The organism is Desulfosarcina ovata subsp. ovata, assembly GCF_009689005.1.
Taxonomy (GTDB): Bacteria; Desulfobacterota; Desulfobacteria; order Desulfobacterales; family Desulfosarcinaceae; genus Desulfosarcina; species Desulfosarcina ovata.
Genome location: NZ_AP021879.1, coordinates 2226729 through 2245920, shown reverse-complemented (window position 1 = coordinate 2245920; position 19192 = coordinate 2226729). Strand labels below are relative to the sequence as shown.

Annotated in this window: 14 protein-coding genes; 6 read left to right on the top strand and 8 right to left on the bottom strand. The window is 59.8% G+C overall.

All coding sequences use genetic code 11. The annotated features are described in order from the left end of the window. Positions 1-9 precede the first annotated feature (9 nt). Genes GN112_RS10130 through GN112_RS10115 form a run of 4 tightly spaced genes read left to right on the top strand, consistent with a single transcriptional unit; the run spans position 10 to position 3682 of the window. On the top strand, positions 10-606 hold the full coding sequence (locus tag GN112_RS10130; protein ID WP_155310111.1) for an outer membrane lipoprotein carrier protein LolA: 597 nt from the start codon (positions 10-12) through the stop codon (positions 604-606). Then, complete coding sequence (locus tag GN112_RS10125) at positions 603-1286, top strand: hypothetical protein (RefSeq protein ID WP_155310110.1); 684 nt, start codon at positions 603-605, stop codon at positions 1284-1286. Before GN112_RS10130 ends, GN112_RS10125 begins: the two co-directional genes overlap by 4 nt. After that, positions 1283-2575: a B12-binding domain-containing radical SAM protein gene (locus GN112_RS10120; protein ID WP_155310109.1), complete on the top strand. Its 1293-nt coding sequence runs from the start codon at positions 1283-1285 to the stop codon at positions 2573-2575. Before GN112_RS10125 ends, GN112_RS10120 begins: the two co-directional genes overlap by 4 nt. Before the next feature lie 51 nt (positions 2576-2626). After that, complete coding sequence (locus GN112_RS10115) at positions 2627-3682, top strand: HD-GYP domain-containing protein (RefSeq protein ID WP_155310108.1); 1056 nt, start codon at positions 2627-2629, stop codon at positions 3680-3682. Between the two features lie 79 nt (positions 3683-3761). Here the strand turns inward: GN112_RS10115 and GN112_RS10110 are convergent, their stop codons facing one another. The 6 genes from GN112_RS10110 to GN112_RS10085 all read right to left on the bottom strand — a co-directional run bounded on the left by GN112_RS10110 (position 3762) and on the right by GN112_RS10085 (position 13890). Further along, positions 3762-5528 carry an alpha/beta fold hydrolase gene (locus GN112_RS10110; protein WP_162458867.1) on the bottom strand — a complete coding sequence of 589 codons (1767 nt, stop codon included), beginning with the start codon at positions 5526-5528 and terminating at the stop codon, positions 3762-3764. A 1-nt stretch (position 5529) separates the two neighbouring features. Next, positions 5530-6741: a glycosyltransferase gene (locus GN112_RS10105; RefSeq protein ID WP_155310106.1), complete on the bottom strand. Its 1212-nt coding sequence runs from the start codon at positions 6739-6741 to the stop codon at positions 5530-5532. Positions 6742-6904: 163 nt separating this feature from the next. Next, positions 6905-8086, bottom strand: coding sequence for a multidrug effflux MFS transporter (locus GN112_RS10100; RefSeq protein ID WP_231716981.1), 1182 nt, complete (start codon positions 8084-8086; stop codon positions 6905-6907). Continuing rightward, complete coding sequence (locus GN112_RS10095; protein ID WP_155310104.1) at positions 8083-9534, bottom strand: efflux transporter outer membrane subunit; 1452 nt, start codon at positions 9532-9534, stop codon at positions 8083-8085. The genes GN112_RS10100 and GN112_RS10095 overlap by 4 nt, the downstream gene beginning before the upstream one ends. Continuing rightward, on the bottom strand, positions 9527-12685 hold the full coding sequence (locus GN112_RS10090) for an efflux RND transporter permease subunit (protein WP_155310103.1): 3159 nt from the start codon (positions 12683-12685) through the stop codon (positions 9527-9529). The genes GN112_RS10095 and GN112_RS10090 overlap by 8 nt, the downstream gene beginning before the upstream one ends. Positions 12686-12702: 17 nt before the next feature. Beyond that, a complete protein-coding gene (locus tag GN112_RS10085; RefSeq protein WP_155310102.1) occupies positions 12703-13890 on the bottom strand; it encodes an efflux RND transporter periplasmic adaptor subunit in 1188 nt (395 codons plus the stop codon). 204 nt (positions 13891-14094) lie between these two features. On the opposite strand from GN112_RS10085, the gene GN112_RS10080 reads away from it, so the two are divergent. Together GN112_RS10080 and GN112_RS10075 are read left to right on the top strand one after the other, a co-directional pair. Then, complete coding sequence (locus GN112_RS10080) at positions 14095-14736, top strand: TetR/AcrR family transcriptional regulator (protein WP_155310101.1); 642 nt, start codon at positions 14095-14097, stop codon at positions 14734-14736. A 244-nt stretch (positions 14737-14980) separates the two neighbouring features. Then, entirely contained in the window at positions 14981-15163 is a 183-nt protein-coding gene (locus tag GN112_RS10075) for a hypothetical protein (protein ID WP_155310100.1), read from the top strand. 99 nt (positions 15164-15262) lie between these two features. Here the strand turns inward: GN112_RS10075 and GN112_RS10070 are convergent, their stop codons facing one another. Together GN112_RS10070 and GN112_RS10065 are read right to left on the bottom strand one after the other, a co-directional pair. Further along, positions 15263-16534: an EAL and HDOD domain-containing protein gene (locus GN112_RS10070; RefSeq protein WP_162458866.1), complete on the bottom strand. Its 1272-nt coding sequence runs from the start codon at positions 16532-16534 to the stop codon at positions 15263-15265. Positions 16535-16545: 11 nt separating this feature from the next. After that, the gene (locus tag GN112_RS10065) at positions 16546-19029 is read right to left on the bottom strand and encodes a glycogen/starch/alpha-glucan phosphorylase (RefSeq protein WP_155310098.1); all 2484 of its coding nucleotides are present in this window, start codon (positions 19027-19029) and stop codon (positions 16546-16548) included. Between the last annotated feature and the right edge of the window lie 163 nt (positions 19030-19192).

Here is a 19192-nt window from a genome sequence, read left to right as displayed (position 1 = left end):
AACGTGCTGATGCGCCTGGGTCTTCTGGCCTGCATCGCCCTCTGCCTGGGCTGGGCAGACAACTGGGACGGCATCCGTGCGGCTGCCGGCAGTGTGGCCTCGCTGCAGACCGAATTCACTCAGACCAAACATCTGCCCATCCTGGCCCGCCCGCTGGTTTCCCGGGGAAAGTTGGTCTACCAGACCCCCGGATCCCTGCGTTGGGAATATCTGTCACCCATCCGCAGCATCCTGTTCATGCACGACGGCCGGGTACGCCGCTTCACCCAGGACACCCGGACCCATGCGTTCCGCGAGGAATCGGGGGCCGGTCTGGACGCCATGCAGGTCGTTTTCGAAGAGATTTCCCAGTGGCTGGCCGGCCGGTTCGAAGACAATCCCATGTTCGACGCCCGGCTGGAACCGCCCCACAGAATCGTGCTGACCCCCAAGCAGAAAGCCTTTGCCGAGGTTTTGCAACGCATTGAGCTGGTTCTGGACGACCGGCCGGGGGTGATCCGGCAGGTGGTGATCGTTGAGGGTGAGGATGCCTACACGGAGCTGACCTTCTCGCAGACGGTGCTCAATCAGACCATCGATGCGGATATGTTTCAGAAGGTTCCATGAAATCCGCCATTTCCCTTCTGCTGCTGGGCCTTTGCCTGATCGCGGGATGCGCCCGGTTGCCGCGACTTTCATCCCTGGACGGGGTGCCGGCGGATTGTCCCGGCATCTGGGCCCGGGGAAAGTGGCAGTTCGTGCATATCATCGAGGCCACACCGCCCGGCCGTTCGGTCACCACCATGATGGGGGTCGTGCAGGTCTCGTCCGCAACCCGGCACCTGCACTGCGTGCTGTTGACCCTGGAAGGGCTGGTCCTTTTCGAAGCCGAGTGCGGACCGTCGGTCACTGTCCTGCGAGCCTTGCCGCCCTTTGACAACAAGGGTTTTGCCCAGGGGCTGATCGACGATATCCGGCTGATTTTTCTGGCGCCGGAAAATATTTCGCCGATCGCCGGCGCTCTCGATGACGGCACCGTTGTCTGCCGTTATCGACTGGGCGGTGGCGAGACCCGCGATCTGTCCGCCACATCGGATGGCGGATGGTCACTGCGCTGTTACCGCAGCGCTGCCAGGCCGGAAAAGACGCTGATCGCCCAGGAAAATCCGGCCGCGGACGGCCCAGCCCCGATCCCGGCACACCTGACTTTGACCACCCACGGCATGCTCGGCTACACCCTGACCCTGACCCTGGTAGAGGCCCGGCCCCTGACCGTACCGACCGCTTCCCATGAGGCACGACCATGAAGATAAAACTGATCTATCCGCGCTGGCCCAAACTGGCCCGCCAAACCGAGTTCCATCTGCCCCCCCACGGCCCCGTGGTGTTTGCCGCGGCCCTGCCCGATTATGTGTCCGTCGATTTCGTGGACGAAAACCTGGATGCCATCGATTTTGACGATCCGGTGGATGCGGTGTGCATCTCCATGATGCTGACCGTGCAGGTCAAGCGGGGCTGGCAGATTGCGGACTGGTACCGCGCCAAAGGCGTTCCGGTGATTTTCGGCGGCATCGCGACCATGCTGCACGCCGAGGAGACCCAGATGCATGCCGACGCGGTCTTTCTCGGCGAGGCCGAAGGCCGCATGGAAACGGTGTTCGGCGATCTGGCAGGCGGCCGGCTGAAAAAAGTCTACGATTATCTGGGCGAACAACCCTCCCTCGAACATGTGGGGCCGGCCCGGCGCGATATCCTCAAGCGTGATCTCTACAATTACAAGGGCGTGCAGATGGTGGATCTGGTGCACGCCTCGCGGGGCTGTCGCTACCATTGCTACCCGTGCGCCGTGGCCTATCTGGGCGGCCGCAAATTCCGGCCGCGGCCCGTGGCCAGGTCGGTGGAAGAGATGGCTGCCATCGACAACAACCGGCTGTTTATCGTGGACAACTCCCTGGCCCAGGATACCCGCTGGGAGATGGAACTGTTCCGCGAGATGATCCCGTTGAAGAAAAAGTGGTGCTGTCACCCCATCGAGGACGATCCCAAGGTGCTGGACCTGGCGGCCCAGGCCGGTGCCTGGTACGTCTACCAGGCGGTCTTCGATACTTCGGACTACATCAAGGAGCGCATCCGGCGCTATCACGACCACGGCATCGGCGTGGAGGGGACCATCCTTTTGGGGCTGGACCGCCATACCGAAGACGAGATCAAACGGTTGGTGGAATTTTTGCTGGAGATCGATCTGGACCTGGCCGAATTCACCGTGCTGACGCCGTTTCCCCACACCAAGGCCTATGACGACCTCAAGCGCCAGGGCCGCATCTTCTCCTATGACTGGGACACCTATTCGGCCGATCAGGTGGTCTATCAGCCGCGCCACATGGCACCGGAAAGACTTCAGGAACTGCTACACTGGGCCTGGGACACCTTCTATCAGGACGAGTCCCAGGAGATCAAGATGTCCAAGCTTTTCCAGAAGGTCGTGCGCAAGGAGATGGCCGACAACACTTACCGCCCCCGACGCCGGGAGATGCGCGGGCGGGCCTTCGGCCGGACCGGCACCGCCGCTGCGGCCGAACCGCTGAAATCCGCATAAGCTGTTTTTTATGCGTTCAATATCCATTTGAAGGAGAAAACGATCAAACGGATGGAGCCGCCTGTCCCCCTCACCCGAAAAAGGGATATCTCATCAGAGTGGTTCAGCGCCCTTGTGGAATCCGCGCTCGACGGCGTGGTCACCATGGACGACAAAGGACGGATCATCGCCTTTAATCCTGCCGCGGAAACGATCTTCGGCTATCACAGCGAACAGGTCGTCGGTCACCTGGTTTCTGAAAAGCTGATCCCCCAGAACCTGCGCAGCAGCCATGAGAAGGGGCTTGCCGATTTTCTTGCCACCGGGGAGAAGAAAATCATCGGTCGCCGGATGAAGATAACGGCCCGGCGGGCCGACCAATCTGTTTTCCCCGCGGAGATGGAAGTGATCTCCATCAACCCGGAAGCCGCCCCGGTGTTCATTGCCTATATCCGGGACATTTCCAAGCGTGAACAGCTTGAAGCGGAGCTTCGGCAACATGCGCGAGATGTTAAAAAAACACTGCTCCAGACCATTCTGGCCATATCCCGAACCGTGGAAATACGAGATCCGTATACTGCCGGCCACCAGCGCCGGGTAGCCCATCTGGCCGCGACCATGGCGCAGGCGTTGGCCCTGCCCCAGGCGCGTATCGAAGGCATCTTTCTCGGCGCGTTGATCCACGATATCGGAAAAATCGCCGTGCCGTCGGAGATTCTGTCGCGTCCCGGAAAACTGCTCGATGAGGATGTCCGGTACCTCAAAATCCATTGTCGCAAGGGTTACGAGATATTGAAACCCGTCGATTTTCCCTGGCCGCTGGCCGACATTGCGTTTCAACATCACGAGCACTTGGACGGATCCGGGTACCCGCAGGGGTTGCAGAGCGGGAAAATTTTATTTGAGGCGCGTATCGTCTGCGTTGCCGACGTTGTCGAGTCATTGACCGCCCATCGTCCCTATCGTCCCGCCCGTACGATTGAAGAAGCGCTGCGGTTGATTACCCAGCATGCCGGGAGATGGTATGACCCGCGTGTCGTGGACACCTGCCGGCGACTCTTTTCGGAAGGATACCGTATCGATACAATCGATCTGGATGCATTGGCATGGCTCTCTTCGACGCCCTGACGGGTTGCAGGGCGTATGACGGTATCCGTCACGCTGACTTCATCATGGCACTCTTCAATTTAGGACCCGTATGGCTGCTTTAGAACCGGGGACAGCATCGGCAGGCTGCGGGAGGGGCATCTGCATGCATCCGGCGGCGGTGGGCTTGCATGACCGGGCCATTCCAGATTGCCGCCAATGACCGGTTGAAAAGATTGCCGGTTTTTGCTTCCGGTTGACAGTCGCAAACCGTTACCCCCCCATCCACATCCACCGGCAGGGTTTGCCACGGTGACAGACACCAGCGATGGACTTCAGACCGCTCCGCCAGACCGGCGGGCGTCCGCATGAGAAAATCGGCGTATCGGTGGGCCAACCCCAGAGACTCTATCGCCCGAACCGAGAGGACCGGCAGGCCGTTGGAAAATGCCAGCCGGATGGCCCGGCCGATGAATTCCCGGCATTCCCCGTTCCAGCGATGCCATATGGTTTTCGAACGATTCCACTGGAAATTCAAATCCGAAAGCATCCACGCGTTGACCCCCATGGCGGCGATGACTTGCGCCAGGTCCGGCAGTGAGCGAACGGTCCTTGAGGATACGGCCGAAAAAACGGCTGTCGGGATCGTGCCTCCGGAAAGCGAAAGGAAATCGCTGAGATTGGCGATGATGCGTGGCACATCCGATCCCGGCCGAACCCGGGTGGTAATATCCGGATCAGCGCTGTCGAGACTGGCCGTCAGGCTGCCAAGCCCTGCTGCCATCAGGCGCCGGGACAACTTTTTATCCAGGGCCATGGCGTTGGTCACCAGCCCGACCCGGTGCCCCCGACCGGTTGCGATTCTCACCAGTTCGGGAAGCGCGGGATGGAGGGTGGGTTCTCCAAGCCCGACCAGGATGACTTTAAACGTGTTGGGCATCAGATCGAGGATGAATTCGAAGGCTTCCGCCGCCATATCCTTGGGTGGCCGTTTGACGACGGAACGGGCGCAATGCCCGCAAGACAGGTTGCAGCGCGAGGTGATTTCGATGTTGAGTTGGATCGGATCGATATGGGCGACGGGATGAAGGTGCAGCGGTTGGTCCAGCGCACGGCGGGCCCCCGGTGATCGCAGGAGGTGATGAACGCTTTGCGGACGGGCACCGATGAATCCGGCGACCTCCCTATCCATGGCTGCCAGAGAGCTGGCATTCGACCATTCGGGCCGTCCCGCACTTATATTGGCCTTGGCATCGGACACGGCCCGACGGATACAGTCGAGTGCCACTTCGCTGCCCGGCCCGTGGAACAGATGGTGTCCGCCATGGGGGATGACAAGGCTTCTCACCGGTCCGGCAAACCGCCCGTCTTTCCATGATTTGGCATGGATCGGGGGGACCAGGAGATCGGCTTCGCCCTGCAGGACCAGTACCGGGAAATTGACCGGGATGGTCGCTTTCGCCAAACGGTTGATAAACGAGACCAGGCGCGCCATATGCGTCAGCGGAATGTCGACGTCGCTTCGGCCATGCGCTTCCCAGCGGTTCAGATCCTCTCCACGGATGCGGGTTGGGGTGCCGGCGAGGATCAGCAGAAACGGAGCGGTTTGCCTGCGAATGAGATGATCCATGATAAGGTTCCCCCCCGTGGAATGCCCCATCAGGATAATATTTCGATTCTCTTTGGTTAAGGTCCGCACCCCATCATCAATGCAACGGCCGAACCGCTGGGGGTCAAACGGTGGTACGGCGTGGTTCTCGTGCCCGGGAAGGCGCAGGCGGCAAATGGCCCCTTCAGCCAATGTGTTTTTCAGCATGCGGTGAACCGGTCCCAGATCCGAGGCGTGACCGCTGTAGCCGTGAACCAGGATGATGCCAGGGGATTTCAACTCAGCCATTCTCCATCAGGTCAGCGATGATTCGGGTGGCGTCATAGTGCTGGAGACAGTGCTGGGCTTTCGCCAATCCGATTGTCAGGTCGCCATTTAATGCGGGGTGGACGATTTTCTCCATGACCTCGATGTCGGATTGACGGTTAAACGCCTGGACAAATGCACGGGGATCTCCCTTAAAGGCGACCGGATCGGACAGCCGGCGTCCACAGCCGATTCGTTCCACACAGAAGCCGTTGTGGGCCTGTTCCGGTTGTGAGGGAATCACCAGCACCGGCACCCGGTGCTTGAGGGCTTCGAAAACGGTCATCTGGCCGCCATGGCAAACTATCAAACTCGCATCGGGCAGCAATTGGTCGAGGGGGGCGAACAAACAGGTCTGCACACGGTGCGTTGGAGAGAGTCGGTCCATTAACTGCCGGTGTCCGCCGCAGGCGATGGTAACATCGAAACCGCATGCCAGAAGACAGCGGGTCGCTTTTTCGACAACTGCCTGGTCGGGCCGTCGTGTGCCCAGGCAAATCAGGGCCCGAGGATGACCGTCGCTTGCCGGTGGCACCGACACGGGCGCCCCGTCGGACCATTGATGCCAGCTCAGTGGGCCGATATAGAATCGGTTCAATCGCTTCGGAAGGGGCATGAATTCGGGAAAGTCCCATAAAAGCGTCCGGTCTCCGACCAGCAGTTCACGAAGATCGTTTACCGCTTCAAGACCGAAACTCGCCATTACCATGCTGATTTTTCTGGCCGCGAACCTGAAGAAATTGTCCAGATAGAGGGACTGCTCCGCTGATTTTTCACCACCCGATCCGAAACCGAGGACTTCGGTCATTTCCGGCATCATGCACCCGCAGGCCAGTGTGTCATAGGCGGTGCGGAGCACGGCGGTTGAGACTTTGGTGGTGAAACGAAAGACACCGATCACACGGTCCGGACGATAACTTTTCAACAGGTCGATTTCCGTTTTGATGCAGTGTTGCAGGAGGTCGGGTGAACGAAACCAGTTCAGCGAAGGCAAGGCGGCACCGTCCGCCTCCTGGATGTCGGGCAGGATCGAGTGCGGCAGGGCCAGGCGGCGAAGGAAACCCGCATGCTCACGGGCGACCGCGATAAGGACCGAATGCCCGGCACTGGTAAGGATTTTTTCCAGAGCGGCGCATTTCGCGACATGGGAAAGAGAATTGCTACCGGGAACCAGGAGTAGCTTCATGGACGGCCGTAGGAAAAATGTTTCGAAATGAAGAAAAAATTAGCATATTCTCAAAAGCAGGTCAATTTAATTAAAAAATGGCTTGTGGGCTTGAAAACAAAACAAAACCGGGTTGGGTCGGGCCTGGGTGGGAGATCCTGAGAAACCCGTGGGCTGCCCCTGATCAACCAGGCCGGCGCCGGGGCAGGGCGGCCAGGAAGACATCCTTGTAGCGGAGCCAGAAGAGCAGGACCAGCCCACCGCTGAGGGCTGCCATGCTTCCCAGAACGGTGATTTTGTCGGTCCACTGCAGGGAGACGATCCCCATGGAAGAGGCCCCCAGAATCATGAAGGTGAAAACCAGCAGGGAGGATGCCGCACCCACGTCCTGATGGACCTGTTCGAGAATCAGATTGTTCGTTGGCGGACGGTTCAATCCGAAAAAGAAGGTCATCGTTGCCATTGGCAGGGCCAGGCTCCAGGGGGACACGTGCGGCCCCAGCAGCATCCAGACGCCGGCCAGCAGGATGCCGGCAAAGGAGAGCGTGATCAGTTTTTCCATGCGCACATAGAGCGACAAACGGCCGAAAACCAGGGAGCCGAACATGCTTGCCATGGCGTTGGCGCCGAAGACGATGCCGAACTCACGTTCGCTGAGCCCGAAATGGGAGATGTAGATTTCCGACGATGCGGCAATGAAGGCGAACATGGGAAAGACCAGCAGCGACATGGAGAAGACGAGGCTCGTGTAGCGGCCGTTCGCGAGCAGCCGGAAGTAGACGCCGATCACCTTTTTGGGGCTGACGGTGGTGAAAGTCTTCAGCGGTTCGGCCATTCGATAGACGCCCAGAAAGGCAATCGCGCCCATCACGGCCTGGGCCACGAAGACCCACTGCCAGCTGGTCCAGTAGATTACCCAACTGCCGATGATCGGAGCCAGCATGGGCGCCAGGGCCATGATCACGGCAATGTGCGCCATGATGCGTTCCCTCGATTCGGCGTCGAAAAGATCCTTGCAGATGGCCAGGCTCAGGGCCGATGCCGATGCGGCTCCGGCCGCCTGGAATACCCGGGCGGCAATCATCATATGGATGCCGCCGGAGACGGCACAGGCCAGGCTGGCCATGATATAGATGCCGATGCCGACCATCAGCGGCCTTCTGCGGCCATAACGGTCGGAGATGGGACCGTAGACCAGCAGGAAGAGACAGTAAGCGACGAAAAAGCCGATCAGGGTCAGGTTGATGACCATCAATGGCTCCCCCCACTGCTCGCGCAGCAGGGGGATGGCCGGCAGGTACATGTCGGTGGAAAGGGGCGGAAAGGCCGCCAGCAGGGCGATTAAAAAGAGAATTCGATTCTTCAACGATCCGGTTGCTCCCATCCTCCCCCGAGGGCTTTGTAAAGAGAGATCAGATTGGCCGTAACCGTGCCCTCGCTCTGAGCCAGGGCGTCCTGAAAGGAGAGCAGGCTGCGCTGGGCATCGAGCACGCTGGTAAAATCCACCAGCCCGGCGGCATAACGATCCTGGGCCAGGTCGGCCGCCCGCTGGGCCGCATCCACCGCCTCCTCCAGGTGTGTCCGGCGCACCTGTTCCTCGGCATAGGCTGTGAGGGCGTTCTCGACGTCTTCCAGGGCGCTCAGCACGGTGCCTTCGTAGGCGGCCAGGTACTGCTCGGCAATGGCATCCTGAACCTCGATGTTGCGGCGGATGGCGCCGGCATCGAAAATCCGCCATGAGACTGACGGGCCGAGCGTCCAGAACCGGCTAGGTTTGTCAAAGAATTCTCCCGAATTGATCGCCTCCAGACCGATGGAGCCGATCAGCTGGAACTTCGGGTAGAGGTCTGCCGTGGCGACACCGATACGAGCGCTCTGGGCGGCCAATTGACGTTCGGCACTGCGGATATCCGGCCTCCGGCGCATGGCTTCCGCCGGCACGCCCACGGCAACCGAAATCGGTGGCACCGGGATGGGTCGCCCTTCCTTGAGCGCTTCGTGCAGAGTTCCCGGTTGCTTCCCGCTGAGCACGGCCAGGCGATTCTTGGCTGCCTCCAGGCCGCTGCGCAGGGTCGGCAACTGGCTGCGGGTGTTTTCCACGTTGTATTTCGCCTGCTGGACTTCCAGGTCACTGCTCAGACCGGCATGGTAGCGGGACCGGATCAGCCGGCAGGTCTCCTCCTGGGCCTTAATATTGGCCATGGCCACGTCCAGGCGGTACTGAAAGGTGCGTGCCTCGATATAGTTGCGGGCCACTTCGGCGGCCAGGGAGACCCGCACGTTTTCCAGATCGGCCCGGGTTGCCTGAAGATTGGCCTCGGCCACCTCCACGCTGCGGCGCACACCGCCGAAAACGTCGATTTCCCAGCCGGCATCAAAGCCGGCCTCGTACCAGTCCCGTTCGATTCCCGAGGAGGTACTACTGGTGCTTTTGCTGATCCGGTTGGTGGTTACCGACCCGCTGGTGTCCAGGGTGGGAAAGCGATCCGCGTTGGCGATCGCCCGGCTGGCACGGGACTGGCGTACCCGGGCAATGGCCTGCTTGATATCCGGGTTATCCGCCAGCGCGTCGGTGATCAGATCGATGAGCAGGGGATCGTCCAGGTTTTTCCACCAGTTGGCCAGGTCTTCGCCGTCAGCCGGTTGCGCCTTCAACCCATCCTGAAGGGCGGTGTGCCAGTTGTCGGGCAGGCCGGGATCCGGTGCCACGTAGTCGGGACCCACGGCCGCACAGCCGGCAAGCAGCAGGATCGCCAGGATTGCCAGCGCCGCAGCCGGCCTCTTTGCCGGGGAAAGATTCAGTGGATTACTCATGGGATACCTCGCTGGTGGGGGCATTGGCTGAATGCCGGTTTCTGAATTTCCGGGTGGTGGCCTCGCGCATGGTCTGGAAACCGGCGTAGAGCGCGGGGATCAGGAAAATTCCGATCAGCGTGGCGGCCAGCATGCCGAAAAACACCGTGGTGCCGATGGCGCGCCGACTGGCCGCACCGGCGCCGGTGGCGATGATCATGGGGAAAACACCCAGGATGAACGAGAAGGCCGTCATCAGCACGGCGCGGTAACGCATGCGGGCGCCGGTAATCGCCGCCTGGTAGATCGACTCGCCGGCCTCGCGCTGTTCGCGGGCGAATTCCACGATGAGAATGGCGTTTTTGGCTGCCAGCCCCACCAGCAGCACCAGCCCGACCTGGGCATAGATGGAAAGGGCCAGTCCGCTGACCAGCAGACCGGCCAACGCTCCCAGCACGGCCACCACAATGGAGATAATTACCGGCAGCGGCTGGGTCCAGCTCTCATACTGGGCCACGAGAAAAAGATAGCCGAATAGCAGCGCCAGAACCATGACAACGGTCGACTCGTTGCCGATTTTTTTCTCCTGATAACTCATGCCTGACCAGTCGTAACCGTAGCCTCTGGGCAGGGTGCTGTCGGCGATCTGTTCGACGGTGGAAAGGGCTTGTCCCGAACTGACCGTCGGCAGGGCCGCACCGATGAAACTGGCCGAGGAAAACTGATTGAAGCGGGTGACCGACTGCGGTCCGAGCACGGTCGAGACCGTAATCAGACTGGACAGGGGCACCATGTTGTTGTCGTCACTGCGCACATACAAACGGCTGATGTCATCGGCCGTGTCCCGGAACCCGGCATCGGCCTGTACGGTCACCTGGAAGACCCGGTCGTTCAGGTTGATGTCGTTGACGTAACGCGAGCCCAGGTTGGCCTGGAGGACCCCGAAGACCCGGCTGACCGGAACCTTGAGCATGCGTGCCTTGGTGCGGTCAAGATTGACGGCCAGCTGAGGCACGTTGGCCGAATAGGAAGAAAAGGCGTAGGCGATGGCCGGATCCTGATTGAGGGCCACCATCAGGCCCTTGGCCACCGCGTCGATTTCATGGGGCGTCTGTCCTTCCAGGGCCTGCAGTTCGAGGTTGAAACCGCCGGACATGCCCAGCCCCTGGATGGCCGGGGGAACGAGTACGTTGATGTTGGCACCGGAGACCGTCGCCGCGATGCCGCGGATCTTGTTTTGCACGCTTTTGATTTGCAGGTCGGCCGTGGTGCGTTCGTCCCACGGGGTGAGGCCCACTAGGGCGATGCCGGCGTTTTCGCCCGCACCGCTGATCAGGCTGTAGCCGCGTATGCCGATTACGAAATCGACCCCATCGAGGGATTTGATGCGTTTGGAAAGGTCGTCCACCAGTTTGGCGGTGCGGGCGAAAGCGGCACCGTCGGGCAGCTGGACATCAACGATCATGAACCCCTTGTCTTCCTCAGGCAGAAAGCTTGTGGGCACGATGCCGAAAAGCCGCCATACGCCGATGCCGATGATTGCCAAAATCAGAATGGCGATCACGATCTTGCGCACCAGCCAGCCCGAGACCGCCACATAGAGATTGCGGGAGCCGTTCAACGTCCGGTTGAACCAAGCCAGGGGACCACGGCGGGCCATTTTGGGTTTGCCCAGCAGGAGACTGCACAGGGCCGGGCTCAGGCTGAGGGCGTTGACCGCCGACAAGAGTACGGCCACACAGATGGTAACGGCAAACTGGCGATAAATCTGTCCGGTGATGCCGGGCAGGAAACCGACGGGCACGAACACGGCCAGCAGCACCAGGGTGGTGGCGATGATCGGGCCGGTGACCTGGTCCATTGAACGGAAAGCCGCCGACCGGGCGTCGAGCCCTTCGTCATCCATTACCCGCTGGACGTTTTCAACCACCACGATGGCGTCGTCGACCACCAGGCCGATGGCCAGGATCAGGGCGAAGAGGGTGATGGTATTGGCCGAGTAGCCCATGGCGAGGAGCAGGGCGAAGGTGCCGATAAGCGATACCGGAATGGTCAGGGTGGGAATCAGGGTGGCCCGCCAATCCTGGAGAAAGACGTAGGTCACCCCCACCACCAGGCAGAAGGTGATCAGCAGGGTGAGGATGATCTCTTCGATGGCGGCCGAGACGAACTTCGTGGAGTCGTAGATCACATCAAAGCGGACGCCCTCGGGAAGCCGCGATTCCAGGTCTTTCAATGCCGCACGAACATTTTCCATGGTCTGCAGGACATTGCTGCCCGGCGTCTGATAAACCGCCAGGGGGATACCCGGCTGGCCGTTGAGAGTATCTTCGGAGGCATAGGACTCGCTGCCCAACTCGACCCGGGCGACATCCCCCAGGCGCACGATGCCTCCCTGGGTGTTGGTCTGCACCACGATATCGCCGAATTCCGCGGCACTGGAAAGCCGCCCCTTGACCTTGAGGGTGTACTGGACCTGCTGGCCGTCGGGCATGGGGGCGGTACCGATGGAGCCGGCGGCGGCCAAAAGGTTCTGCTCCTGTATGGCGCTGATCACGTCATCGGCGGTGAGTCCCAGGGCGGTGAGCCGGACGGGGTCGAGCCAGATACGCATGCTGTAGTCGTGGGACCCGAAGGGGCTGGCCTCGCTGACGCCCTCCACTCGTTTGAGGGTGTCGCTGACGTTGATAGAAACCCAGTTGGCCAGCGGAAGGACATCCCGGCTGGCGTCCTTGTAGTAGAAGAACACCACGCCCAGCATGTCCGACGAGCGCTGGCGCACGGAAATTCCCTGCTCGGTGACTTCGCTGGGCAGGCTGGACTGGGCTTCCTGAACGCGGTTGAGCACGTTGACCTGGGCGATGTCCGGGTCCGTTCCCACGGCAAAATAGATCGACAGGGAATAACTGCCGTTGTTGGTGGCCGTGGAGGACATGTAGAGCATGTCGTCCACCCCGTTGATCCGGGATTCCAACGGGGATGCCACCGACGCGGCCACCTCTTCGGCATTGGCACCGGGGTAGGTGGCGGATACATATATTTCCGGGGGTACGATTTTGTTCGGATATTCGGACACCGGGATATTGAAGATGGCCAGCAGTCCGGCAAAGGTGATGATCAGGGAGACCACCATGGCCAGGCGCGGACGCTGGATGAAGATTCTGGATAGCATGATCGATCCTTTTGGCTTTATGGATTGCCCACGGGCTGGGGGTTGACGGTCTGTCCGCTGCGAACTTTCTGCACGCCCGAAACGATCACGGTTTCACCGGTCATCAGGCCGCTCTTGACGGCCCACTCCGTTTCCACGGTCAACCCGGTGGTAATATTGCGCCGCTGGACCCGGTTGTCGGCACCAACCACGAACACATACTGGCCTTTTTGGTCTTCCAGGACCGCGCGCTGGGGGACCACGGGCATTTTCTGCGGATTGGCCAGACTGAGGACCACAGTCACGAACTGGCCCGGCAAAAGAATCTCGTCGGGGTTGTCGAAGACCGCGCGGACAGCCACCGTTCCGGTGGTGCGGTCCACCTCGTTGTCGGTGAACTCAATTCGTCCCGGGCGGTCATACATGGCGCCGTTGGGCAGGCGCAGGTGGAGCACGAGATCCTGTTTGGCATCGTCAATGGTATGCCCCTGGGATTGGAAGTCCAGTAAAACATCCACACGGTCGGATTCGCTGACCGAGTAAACCACCCGGATCGGATCGAGCTGGACGATGCGTGCCAGCGGACCCGAATCCGGTCCCACCAAATTTCCGCGGGTGACATTGGAGGCGCCGATGCGGCCTCTGATGGGAGCTTTGATGGTGGTGTAATCCAGGTTCAGCCGTGAGACATCCAGGGTGGCGTCGGCCTGATCGACTTTGGCCCGGGCCTCCTGCTCGTCGGCCAGGGCGGTCTCCAGATCGGTTTTGGAGACCCCGCCGGAGCGCACCGACTGCAGACGCTCCCGGTACTGGCGGGTTTTGCTCAGGGCCGCCCGGGCTTCGGCGGCCTTGGCGGCGTCGGCCTTGACCTGGGCGGTGTACGGGGCCTGTTCAATCACGTAGAGCAGATTGCCGGCCTTGACCCGGCTGCCTTCGGTGAATTTGACCTGTTCCAGATAACCCTGCACGCGGGCCTGCACATCCACGGCCTGGATGGCCTCAACCCGGCCCACATGTTCCATGGGCGGGTTGACCGCTTTTTCCTCGATTACCGCCACCTCCACCATGGGCGGCGGCGCCTGGCCGGGTGATTGCGCACGGGCATGGGGGATTACGGCCACTGTGATCAGCATGGCGGTGAGCAGCCCGATATCGGTCAGTTTTGGCCAGCGACGCAGGGTTGTCCGGCAGGTTGCGCGGAATCCATGGATGGGGGTCGTTTTCATCTTGTCCTTTGTCTGGCGGTTTTGTCCGAGCCAGTTTTCTCAGGGTAAAAAAATCAGCATGGTTGCCCAAAATAGACAGCCTGGATCAAATAGCAAAGTCTATTGACATTTTCAAATTGATTTTTTAAAAGTTCATTTAAAATAACTGTTGAATTAAATTTGTCAATTCGGATCAATCCGCTGTTTTGAGGAGTCCCTTTCCCCATGGCGAAGCGTAAGGACGGCAAGAAAACCAAACAAAAACTGCTGGACGTCGCCTGCGACGTATTTGCTGAAAAAGGCTTCCGGGAGGCCAAGATCACCGATATCTGCAGGCGTGCCGGTGCCAATGTGGCGGCGGTCAACTACTATTTCGGTGACAAGGAATCCCTGTACGTGGCGGCCTGGAGGCAGGCCATGGAACAGTTTCTCTCCAACGACACGCTGCCGCCCGAGGAACTGCCGCCGGAAACGAGGCTTCAGATGGCCATCCGTCACATCATCCACAAAATTTTGATCGATGGGCAGGATCGCGGCTATTTCCGGCGCATCGAGTTGATGGAACTGGCCAATCCCACCGGACTGGTCGACGACGTCTGGAAGGCCATCATCGCTCCCCGTCAGAAGGAGATGCTGGACATCATCCGCGACATTATGGGGCCGACCGCCTCCGAAGACGCGGTTATTCTGTGTAAAATGAGTATCATCAACCAGTGCCGGGGATACATCCTGATACAGAAGAGCCGGCTCGAGTCCATCGACAGCCAGCCCCTTACCCCCGAGCGGGCCGAACAGATCGCCGAACACATCACACGGTTTTCCATTGCAGGCATCAAAGCGGTCTGTGAGGAGACGAAAATTCCCTAAAGGGAAATTGTTTTCCATAAAATAGTGGTATGGATTACCCAGCCGTCCCGGTAGCCGCCTCACCGGCTTGAAATCGATTTCCCTTCAAGCACCCATGAATTCCGGCTTTATATCCACAGTCGCATAAATATAGGAAAGTGGCATCATTAGTGCTGCTTTCTTCTTTTTGGACACTGACACTGAACTGACGCTGAGTGCAATTGCTGAGTGAAATGGATACGGATTCGGGATGATGAAGAGATTTATGAAATGGCTTATTCTGCCGACGCTGATTCTATTGACGGCGGCGGTGGTCCAATGGATGGACAATCTCTCAACGCCTGTCCAGGCGGACAGCGTTCAATTTTTCAGCCTTCCGGAAACGAGCACGGCCGGCAGCACCACTTATCCACCGGCCATGCCGATAACCGCAGATAACGAACCGTAATGCCCGGATGGCCGGTACTGCTGCACGAATTTTCCTGCGGCCTGCCGGCAAGCGATAGATACCGTGGTAGCTGGCGCCGGGATTTCACACGGCCAGGGGTCAACGGGATGGTGTCGCATCATCGACGGTGGCCAGTTGTCCCGCCCAGGCCACGGCGTCCTTGAATGCCGCGATGACTTTTTCCCGGTCCAGGTTGAGCTTGCCGATCATGGCCTCGGCATCCTCCCAGCGGGCCTCCTCCACGAATCGCGCCAGCTGGAGCAGAGGCTGGTATTCGTTGTTGGTATCTCCGCACAGGGCACGCTTGAGTTTGTTCTCGATGGGCAGAAAGCGGACGATTTCCTCCATGGGAGTGGCCAGCATGGTATCGAGCAGCGAAAACAGTCCCAGAAGGTGAAGGCTTTCCGGATCGAAGCCCCAGAAATCATGGCTTCGGGCCACCAGTTCGAGAAATCGGGCCCGCTGGGCGGAAAGCTGCAGGAGCTGCGTTGCCGCCGGGCTCTGGCCCATGTCGCCCAGCAGCACCACCCTCAGCCAGTGCTTCAGTTTCGGCCAGCCCAACAGGCGGATGGCGTGCTGGACGGATTTGACTTTATGGGGGAAACCAAAGGCGGCCGAGTTCAGGTAGGCCAGCAGACGAAAACTGATTGCGGCATCGGATTGCAGGGTTTCCGCCAGATCATCGATGTCCGGGTCCTGCTGTTCCAGGCGGTGGATCAGTTTGAGGCGTGAGATTTCGTTGGAGGTCATTTTCCGCATGGTGAAGGTGTCCGGCTGCTTGAAAAAGGCGCCTTCGAACAGGGTCACCCCCACCTCGCGGCACATGTCGAACCGGGCGGAGTCATCCACCCGCCGGGCCAGCAGCCGGGCCTCCACCGTTCCGATGGCCGCCAACAGGGTCGCCACTTCCTCTTTCCGGCGACCGATTACCGGTACGGCGATGATGTCGGCCAGCTGATACAGCGCTTCGAACGTGGCGTCCCCACTGAATCCGTGTACGGCAATCAAATAGCCGTCGGTCTTGAGTTGCTCCAATGCCGCGGGAATACCCGGTCGCAGGAATACCGCTTCCTCCACCTGAACCGCGGCAAGCCGTGGAGGAAGCGCGTAAGGGATCTCTTCCAGGATGCCCATCTCATCAAAATTGAGCATGATTTTCAGGTCCTGGTTGAGGATCTGCTGTACGCCCATGGTTGCGCTGGTCGCCACGCGGATGGCCGTTGTCTGCGGTTCGCACACCTGGCCGGCAGGCAACCGTTCCCCCACGCAGAAGAGTTCATAACCCCACAAACGCCGGTGCTCGTCAAAAATGGGCTGCCGGGCAACGGATACCTCGGGTGCCGCATCGGATGATTTTTTTTCCTGGGACATGGGGCCTCCTGTTAGCCGATTTCCGGCAGCGGTTTCAGGTTCCATATCCGATCGGCATACTCTTTCACCGACCGGTCACTGGAAAATTTGCCCATACGGGCCGTGTTGAGGATCGATTTCTTGGCCCATTCATTCCGGTCCAGAAAAAGTTTTCCCACGGCTTCCTGGGTGTTCACGTAAGCCCGGTAATCGGCGAGCAGCATGTAGTAGTCTCCCTGCTGAAGCAGGGTCTCGACGATGGGGGCAAACAGGAGCGGCTCATCCGGAGAGAAATCCCCTCGGATAATGCTGTCCAGCACCTGGCGCAGTTCGGCGTCGCTGTCGTAGTAGTCCCGTGGCCGGTACCCGCTGCCGCGCAACGCGACCACCTCGTCGGCGGTCAGGCCGAAGATGAAGATGTTTTCCTTGCCCACCTCCTCCATGATCTCGACATTGGCGCCGTCAAGGGTGCCGATGGTCAGGGCGCCGTTCAGGCTCATCTTCATGTTGCCGGTGCCCGAGGCCTCCATGCCCGCCGTCGAGATCTGTTCGGACAGATCCGCGGCAGGGATGATTTTCTCGGCCTGGGAGACGCAGTAGTTGGGCAGAAAGAGGACCCGCAGTTTCCCCTGGATATCCGGGTCGCTGTTGGTTTTGGCGGCCACGGCATTGATCAACTTGATGATACGCTTGGCCTGGTGATAGGCTGGGGCGGCCTTGCCGGCAAAAATGACTGTGCGCGGCACCACGGGTGCGTCGGGATTGGCCCGGATGCGGTGATACAGGGTGATGACATGCAGCACATTGAGCAGTTGGCGTTTGTATTCGTGGATGCGCTTGACCTGGACGGAAAAGAGGGTGTCCGGGTCGACCCCCAGGCCGATTTTGCGCAGGATGTAGCGGGCCAGGCGTTTTTTGTTGTCGCGTTTGGTCTTGATCCAGCGCCGGCGGAAATCGGCGTCCTCGGCCAGCGGTTCGAGTTTGCGTAACTGTTCCAGGTTGGTGATCCACTCCGATCCGATGGCATCGTTGATCAGCCGGCTCAGGGCGGGATTGGCCTGGGCCAGCCAGCGCCGCGGAGTGATTCCGTTGGTGACGTTGGTCAGCCGTCCCGGAAAAATGGTGTTGAAATCGCGGAACAGATCCTTCTTGAGAATCCGGCTGTGCAACGCGGCCACCCCGTTGACCGTATGGCTGCCCACGATGGCCAGATGGGCCATGCGGACGCGCTGGCCGACACCTTCCGCAATCAGGGAAACCCGGCCGGCCAGGCCGTCGTCCTTGCTCCGGGGGGATTTCAGCCCTTCCAGGAAGCGCCGGTTGATTTCAAAGATGATATCCGTGTGCCGGGGCAACAGGCGGCGTAAGAGGTCCACCGGCCAGGTCTCCAGGGCTTCGGGCAACACCGTGTGGTTGGTGTAGGCAAAGGTTTTTTCGCAGACCGACCAGGCTTTTTTCCAGGAAAGGCCCTCCTCGTCCATGAGCAGGCGCATGAGTTCGGGAATGGCAATGGCCGGGTGGGTATCGTTGAGCTGGATGGCCACGAAGTCGGAAAACTCGGAAAAATCACGGTTCAGTTTTTGGTAGCGGCGCACAATGTCGGCCAGGGTGGCGGCCACGAAAAAGTACTGTTGTTTCAGGCGCAGTTCCCGGCCCTGTTCCATCTCGTCGCTGGGGTAGAGCACACTGGAGATGGTTTCGCTTTGTACCTTGGCCTCGACCGCGCCGATGTAATCGCCCTGGTTGAACTCGTCCAGATTGAATTCCCGGCTGGACTTGGCCCGCCACAGGCGCATGTTGGTGACAAATTGGTCGCCAAACCCGGGGACCAGGATGTCACAGGCCATGGCCATGACCACTTCGCCATCCACCCAGCGAAAGCACTCACGGCCGGCGGCATCGGTGTAAATCTCCGTGCGCCCGTAAAAACGCACCGGAGTGAGGTATTCGCCCCGGCGGATTTCCCATGGCGTCCCCTTGCGGGCCCAGTTGTCGCACTGTTCGCGCTGCCAACCGTTTTCGATGGTCTGGTGGAAAATGCCGTAGTCGTACCGGATTCCGTAACCGTAGGCGGGGTAGTCCAGGCAGGCCAGTGAGTCCATATAGCAAGAGGCCAGACGGCCCAGTCCGCCGTTGCCCAGTCCGGCGTCCCACTCCTCCTCTTCCAGTTCGTCCAGGTCGAATCCCATTTCCTCCACGGCCTGGCGGGCCTCCTCGACCATCTGCAGGCTGATCAGGTAATTCATCAAAAAGCGGCCCGGGAGAAATTCCAGGGAAAGAAAATAGACCCGTTTGGACAGGGTGTCGTATTGGGACCGCTGGGTACGGATCCAGCGGTCGATCAGCCGGTCGCGGACACTGTAGGCCAGCCCCATGAAACAGGCATGCCGATTGGGTTTTGCCGGATCACGGCCCATGGAGAGCCAGATATGGCGCCTGATTTCATCCTTCAATGCAACGGCCGGAGCAAAGTCGTGCGGGCCGCTGATACCATCCTGGCGGAGCGTTTCAACCATGAGAAATCTCCTTTTTAATAAAAAATTATTTAAGCCGGGCGCACATTTGTCAAGCACGATCAAGTATTGAGAGATCCGATCAATTATAAATAAATAGAATACCCCCGTTTGGCGTTTTTCATTGGATATTTTACATTGTTAACCCGTCGATATGGCTGCCGGC